Source organism: Pseudoalteromonas sp. SCSIO 43101 (assembly GCF_023650775.1).
Taxonomy (GTDB): domain Bacteria; phylum Pseudomonadota; class Gammaproteobacteria; order Enterobacterales; family Alteromonadaceae; genus Pseudoalteromonas; species Pseudoalteromonas apostichopi.
This window is the reverse complement of sequence record NZ_CP072674.1, coordinates 825,468-832,242: the sequence shown is the minus strand read 5'-3', so window position 1 is coordinate 832,242 and position 6,775 is coordinate 825,468. Positions and strand designations below refer to the sequence as shown.

Here is a 6,775-nt window from a genome sequence, read left to right as displayed (position 1 = left end):
AGCGAAAAACCTGACAGGCTATTCCGGTGAATGATGGTGATGATGGATAGTTGTCAGATTGAAGCGCATAATTTTTCCTGTATTGCACTCGTTTATATAAACCAGTGCGTAAATCTGTTTAAATAAGTTACGTATATAGATAAACATGCTTTGCTAATCTTTGGCAAGCATTTTTTTGCGAAATTAAAGTATATCTTATAACTGTCGATATATATTGGATAGGTAGGAGGTACAATAGGAGGTACAAATGGATATCATGATCCCCTTTTTAGGTCGAATAACGCGCTTACAGTTGGAGAGTAAAGGTGCGTTTCATATTGTGGGCGTAAAAGACGCGAACGTGCAGCGAATTGAACTCGAAAAGCGCCAAAAGCGTGAAATAGAGCGCCGTAAAAAAGCAGCTGAAAAAGCAGCTGAAAAAGATGATAAAAACAGTAAAAATGCCATTGAAGAGGATGAAGAGGGTAATAAACACCTAGATACATGGGCTTGATACTCAATATAAGAATTTGTATTTATGCAACAGGTCGTTTTTTTCTGCTAACGTAAAGAAACACTTGTGTTGTTCCTTACAAGGCAATTCAATGGAAAAACCTTCAGTACCTTTAAACGAGCAAGCTAGGCTTGAAGAGCTTCGCTCGTTGGATGTTTTAGACTCTCAAAGTGAACCTGCCTTTGACCGAATCACTCGCCTTGCCAAACAGTTTTTCTCTGTGCCTATTTGTGTTATTAGCTTAATCGACGAGCAGCGACAGTGGTTTAAGTCATGTGCGGGGTTAGACGTCACAGAAACAGCGCGAGATATTTCTATTTGCGCCCATGCAATTTTATATAAAGACCCACTAGTGGTTGAAAATGCTTTAAATGATAAGCGCTTTGCAGACAACCCCTTGGTAATGGGTGATCCAAATATTCGCTTTTATGCGGGCTGCCCAATTACACTCAAATCAGGAAATAGAATTGGCACTTTGTGCCTTATCGATCATCAACCGCGCAGTTTTAATAAACAAGAAATTAAAGCGTTAACGGACTTTGCCGCAATTGTTGAACGAGAGTTTGCAATCATGCAGTTAGCGACTACCGATGAGCTTACCTTATTGCCTAATCGTCGAGGTTTTAATAGCACCGCAGAGCATTATCTTGATTTATGTATTCGCCATCATTTAAAGGCAAAATTAGTATTTATTGATTTAGATAACTTTAAAGCAATTAACGACAAAGTTGGCCACGCCGCAGGCGATAGAGTACTGAAAGATTTTGCTGGGTTGCTAGAAAGTTGTTGTCGTAAAGCTGATTTATATGCGCGTTTGAGTGGTGATGAGTTTGTTATTTTATTTACAGATTTAAATACCAGCGAATGCGAAGCAATCATGCAACGTTTGTTGCTGTCATTTAATCACTCACCCAATAGTTTTAATAACCAAGTTGAACTTGGCTTTTCTTATGGTATTGCTGATTTTTCAGACCAGCAACCTTGTTCGTTGACTAAGTTACTTGCAGTTGCAGATGGTCGAATGTATGCCAATAAAGCACAAAAAAAGGCTCGATAATCGAGCCTTTAAAGTAAAAAGCGGTGCTTAATTTTTCGCTTCTGCCGATTGAATACTACTATGGATCAGCGGTGATATTGTTAAACCTTGTACGATGATTGAAAAAATGACTACCACGTAGGTTACAATAACGATTAAATCGTGTAGGTCAGAGCCTGCAATCATTACTTGATCTCGTGGGATCGCAGCAGCCATGGCTAGCGCTAAACCACCTCGTAAGCCACCCCAAGTGAGTATCTTCACTGAGTGCTTATCGTATTTTCGATATTTTTTAAAGAACACAAATGGCGCACCTACACTTATAAAGCGAGCTAGCAATACTACAGGTACTATCAGTAAACCTAGGCCAACTTCTGCAAGGGTAATTGGCATAGTGACAATCAGCATACCGATGATCAAAAACAGCAAGGCATTTAAAAAGCTATCGGTGGCATGCCAAAAATCTTTTACATAGCGGGTATCTTCTGGTCCTGTGCGCTCGGTTGCCTTAGAGCGAGTAATATTGCCAAGTAAAATACCACTTGTAACCATGGCAAGAGCACCTGAAATTTCCCAAATATTTGCTGCGGCAAAGCCAGCGGTTGGTATTGTCAGTGTTAATAGCAAACGAATGTTCACATCGCGACTATTAATAATTAAAAAATGCCCAACTAACGCAATTACTAGGCCAAACACGATACCGCCAATAGCATCCACTAAGAATAATTCAGCAACGTCAGTAAACGTGGCTTCGGTACCATAAAAGGCCACTGAAAATATCGTAGTGAAGATCACTAAACCAATGCCATCATTAAACAAAGACTCACCTTCAACTTGCACAGAAATACCTTCTGGGGCTCGCATTTGTTTAATAATGGCTAATACTGCAATTGGGTCGGTTGGGCTGATTAATGCTCCAAACAACAAGCAGTAAATAAACGGCACTGGCCAGCCAACAAAAGCAAATAAGTAATAGCTTAAGTAACCAACGATGACTGTGGAGGTAATCGTTGAAAATAATACTAATGCGGTTATTTCCCAACGCTGTTTACGAAGGGCTGCTAAGTTTATTTCTAATGCGCCAGCGAACAGTAAAAAACCCAACATGCCTTTTAATAGCAACTGATTAAAATTGATACTAGAGACTATTTGAGTTATTTCGAGGGCGGTGGTATCACCAAGCATTTTAACAGCAAGAATAAGTAATAAAGAAATAACAACAGAGCCTGTTGTTATAGCAATAGTGGTTTGCATTTTGAGGATAAATTGGTTAGCAAAAGCAATAAAAATAGCTAATGCTGAAAGAAAACAAATGAGGTACCAAGCATTCATTGTTTGACCTTAAATATTTGTATAACAAGACGCAGAAAGCAGTCACTTTCTGGCCGCATATAGTACGCCTCTAATATAGGTATGTCACAGTGTTTATGCGATTTTTATTGTATTTTAGAGTAAAAATTCAAGGCTCCGATTGCATATGTATAATAGGTGTTAAAAATGTCTAAAAAGAGACATGAAAAACCATACAAATATGCAATTATGATAAGCTCTGTTAGGTCAATCAGCAGGTTTAAACTGCGCAGACTCTTGGCTGGTATTAATAGCCCTAATTGGATAAGGAATAACGATTCCCTCTTCTGCGTAACGTTGATGTAATGCTTTAATAAACGCAGATTTCACCCAAAAACGGTTAAAATACTCTTTTGCTCTTAACATCACTGTAAAATTGATACTGGATTGATCAAAGGTGTGAAATACAACAAATGTATCGTAATCATCTACACCCCATTTGTGGCTTTTTAAAATCTGTCTAGCAACATCCAATGTAACTTGCTCAACCTTATCAAGATCTGACCCGTAGTGAACACCAACCTCAACAGGTACGCTAAGCTCTTTTTCTGGATAAAAATAGTTAATGATCCGTGATTTAGACAACTGGCTATTTGGGATCACTATCATATTATTAGGCAACATTTTTACCCAGGTTGAGCGCCAACCAATTTTCTCAACAAAACCTTGATCGCCACTTTCAAGCTCTATAAAGTCGCCAACCCGAATAGGTTTATCAACCACCAGCTGAACCCCAGAAAAGAAGTTTTCGAGTGTAGGTTGTAAAGCCAAAGCAACAGCAAGAGATGTAATGCCTAAAGAGGCAATAATAGGGGTGATAGAAATTCCTAACGTGCCCAATAACACCAGTAAGCCAACACATACTATTGCACAGCGGATCAAGCCTTTAATTATGCTATGGCTATTTGAAACCACAACCGAACGGGCACTGTAATAATCAACGGTGCCAAATAAGAAATGGTCTAAAAATAACACTAAGGCAAAAATACAAATAGCTTTGGCGGTGGCTGAAATCGGTAAGGGGTGCCCAGCCATAAAGCCAGTTGTGTTCAATAATTGACCAAAGATGATCACAAGCACCATCATTGTGCATAAGGTCAATGGCGTAGCAAGTGAGTCAACCAATAAAGAGTCGAACACAAAGTCGGTTCGCTGGGTCCACTTTTTTAAGCAATAAATAATCACAAACTTTAATAAAAACAATGCAATGGCAGCTAAAGTTGTGCCACCAATAACGACTAACCAAGGCTTATTTAGCCAATCGCTTTGTATCAGTTCAGTAATCATGCTTAATCCTTAAACCTTAGTTACTTGGTGTTATTGCAATTTATATACCTAGGCTTTTCTGCAATGAGTTATGTCTTCTAACTATCAAATAGAAAAGATGAGATGATAAAAATAAAAGGTACAAATGTTTAATAAATGTTATAAATTTGTATCATTAATTTTACACCCCAATTCCGTTTGTTAACATTTTGTACATATGAAATCCATTATCATATTGTTATTTAAGGAATAATGTTTTAGAGCTAATACTTTACTTGTAAATTTTTTGTTTCATTTTCAATTTCGCTCCATTCAATCTAGGCTGGTCATTAATCGGGAACAGTGCAGTCCGATTACAAGGAAAACATTAAATACATAACAATCTAACGGAGCGTAAAACGTGAATTTATCTAAAATCACACTAGCAACTCTTGCTGCTTTTGCTTTGACTCAAGCAACAAGTGCAGTAGCTGCGAATAAGAAATACCTAAACGAACAAACAGGGATTAACCAAGCTTTGCAAACCAATGCGTCATCGGTTTTGAGTGCAAATCCAAATCAGTTAGTTGGTTTAGGTGCAGGGAATGATTTAGTTGTATTAAAAGAAATCAAAACCAGTAACGGCAATACGACGCGCCGTTACCAACAAATGTATCAAGGTCTGCCTGTCATCGGCGATACGGTTAGCCTTACATTTGATAGTAATGGTCAGTTAAAACGTGCACATGGCGCAGCTGTGTATGATATTGCCGCAGACATCGATTCTGTGTCTCCGGCACTTAACAAGAAAAAAGCAGTCGCTAAAGGGCTTGCTAATTCACCCGCTGCAATTAAGTCAGTCGGGTTAAAAAAACATAATGAACAATCACGTTTAGCTATTTGGCTAGATGAAGATAGTGTTGCTCATCTGGTGTATGAAGTTACGTACGTAACTTATGGCGAAAACCCATCTCGTCCGTACCAAATTATCGATGCAAACAGTGGCGAAGTATTATTTAGCTTCGATAACCTTCAACATGCCAGTGCAACAGGCCCTGGTGGTAACTTAAAAACAGGCAAATACATCTACGGCACTGACTTTGATAACCTAGATGTTGCTCAGTCGGGTAGTACCTGTACGATGAATAACGCTAACGTAAAAACCATTAACTTAAATGGTGGTACGAGTGGTTCGACAGCGTATTCGTTCACATGCCCTGAAAATACTTTTAAAGAAATTAACGGTGCGTACTCGCCTTTAAATGATGCACATTATTTCGGTAACGTTATTTTTAATATGTATAACGATTGGGTCGGTACTGCGCCATTAACTTTCCAGTTGAAAATGCGCGTTCATTATGGCAACAACTACGAAAATGCGTTTTGGGATGGTAGTGCCATGACTTTTGGTGATGGTCAAAATACCTTCTATCCACTAGTAAGCCTTGATGTATCAGCTCATGAAGTAAGCCATGGTTTTACTGAACAAAACTCTGGCCTTGTTTATTCTGGTAAATCAGGTGGTTTGAACGAAGCCTTCTCTGATATGGCAGGTGAAGCGGCTGAGTTTTATATGAAAGGCTCAAACGACTGGTTAGTGGGTCAGGAAATTTTTAAAGGTAACGGTGCATTACGTTACATGAATAATCCAACCCAAGATGGTAGCTCAATTGATCATCAAAACAATTATTACTCTGGCATGGATGTGCACTACAGCTCAGGTGTATTCAACAAGGCATTTTATAACCTTGCAACCACACCTGGTTGGGATACGCAAAAGGCGTTCGTGGTCATGGCTCGTGCTAACCAACTTTACTGGACTGCCAGCACAAACTGGGATTTAGCAGGTAATGGCGTGATGGATGCGGCCTGTGATTTAAGTTATGACCCAGCAGATGTACAGGCGGCGCTTGCGGCAGTCGGTGTGACTTCAAGCTTAAGCGCAGGTAGCAGTTGTGGTACGACTGAGCCACCTCCAAGCGGTGATGAAGAACTAACTAATGGCGTTGCACGCACAGGGATCAGTGGCGGTGCTAAAGATCATATGTTCTTTACCCTCGAAGTACCAGCAGGTGCAACAAATTTACAATTCAATACAACAGGTGGAAGTGGGGATGCAGATCTCTATGTAATGTATGGTGCAAAACCAACATTGAGCAACTTTGATTGTAAAAGCACTTCATCTACCAGTACTGAAAGCTGCGCTATTAGTAATGTGCAAGCAGGTACTTACTACGTAATGGTGGAAGCTTGGAATGAAATTTCAGGTGTATCACTAACTGGTAGCTTTGATTCGGGCAGCGGTGGTGGTGTAACACCTATTAACCGCACTGAGTCTAACTTAAGTGTTGCTACAAATAGTTGGACTCGTTTCACGCAAGACCTAGATGCTGGGTATTCGTCACTTGATGTGACTATTTCTGGTGGTTCAGGTGATGCTGACTTGTATGTGAATTTTGGTTCGCAATCGACTACATCTAGCTATGACTGCCGCCCTTATAAAAATGGCAATAGCGAAACCTGTACATTTACAAATCCTCAAGCGGGTACTTGGTATATCGACCTTCGCGGCTATCGCGCTGCAAGTGGTGTAACACTCACCATTTCGGCTAACTAGCCACCCTTTTAGGGAGCTCCGGCTCCCTTTTTTT

Annotated in this window: 5 protein-coding genes; 3 read left to right on the top strand and 2 right to left on the bottom strand. The window is 39.7% G+C overall.

Going from position 1 to position 6,775, the window contains the following annotated elements; all coding sequences use genetic code 11:
• Positions 1–247: 247 nt before the first annotated feature.
• Entirely contained in the window at positions 248–493 is a 246-nt protein-coding gene (locus J8Z25_RS20765) for a hypothetical protein (protein WP_250662164.1), read from the top strand.
• 91 nt (positions 494–584) lie between these two features.
• Positions 585–1,550, top strand: a complete 966-nt coding sequence (locus J8Z25_RS20760) for a sensor domain-containing diguanylate cyclase (protein WP_250662163.1) — start codon at positions 585–587, stop codon at positions 1,548–1,550.
• 27 nt (positions 1,551–1,577) lie between these two features.
• Here J8Z25_RS20760 and J8Z25_RS20755 read toward each other — a convergent pair whose 3' ends face one another.
• Positions 1,578–2,861, bottom strand: a complete 1,284-nt coding sequence (locus J8Z25_RS20755) for a cation:proton antiporter (RefSeq protein WP_130052603.1) — start codon at positions 2,859–2,861, stop codon at positions 1,578–1,580.
• Positions 2,862–3,086: 225 nt separating this feature from the next.
• Entirely contained in the window at positions 3,087–4,166 is a 1,080-nt protein-coding gene (locus J8Z25_RS20750; protein ID WP_250662162.1) for a mechanosensitive ion channel family protein, read from the bottom strand.
• A gap of 379 nt (positions 4,167–4,545) precedes the next feature.
• On the opposite strand from J8Z25_RS20750, the gene J8Z25_RS20745 reads away from it, so the two are divergent.
• On the top strand, positions 4,546–6,741 hold the full coding sequence (locus J8Z25_RS20745) for a M4 family metallopeptidase (RefSeq protein WP_250662161.1): 2,196 nt from the start codon (positions 4,546–4,548) through the stop codon (positions 6,739–6,741).
• Positions 6,742–6,775 lie beyond the last annotated feature (34 nt).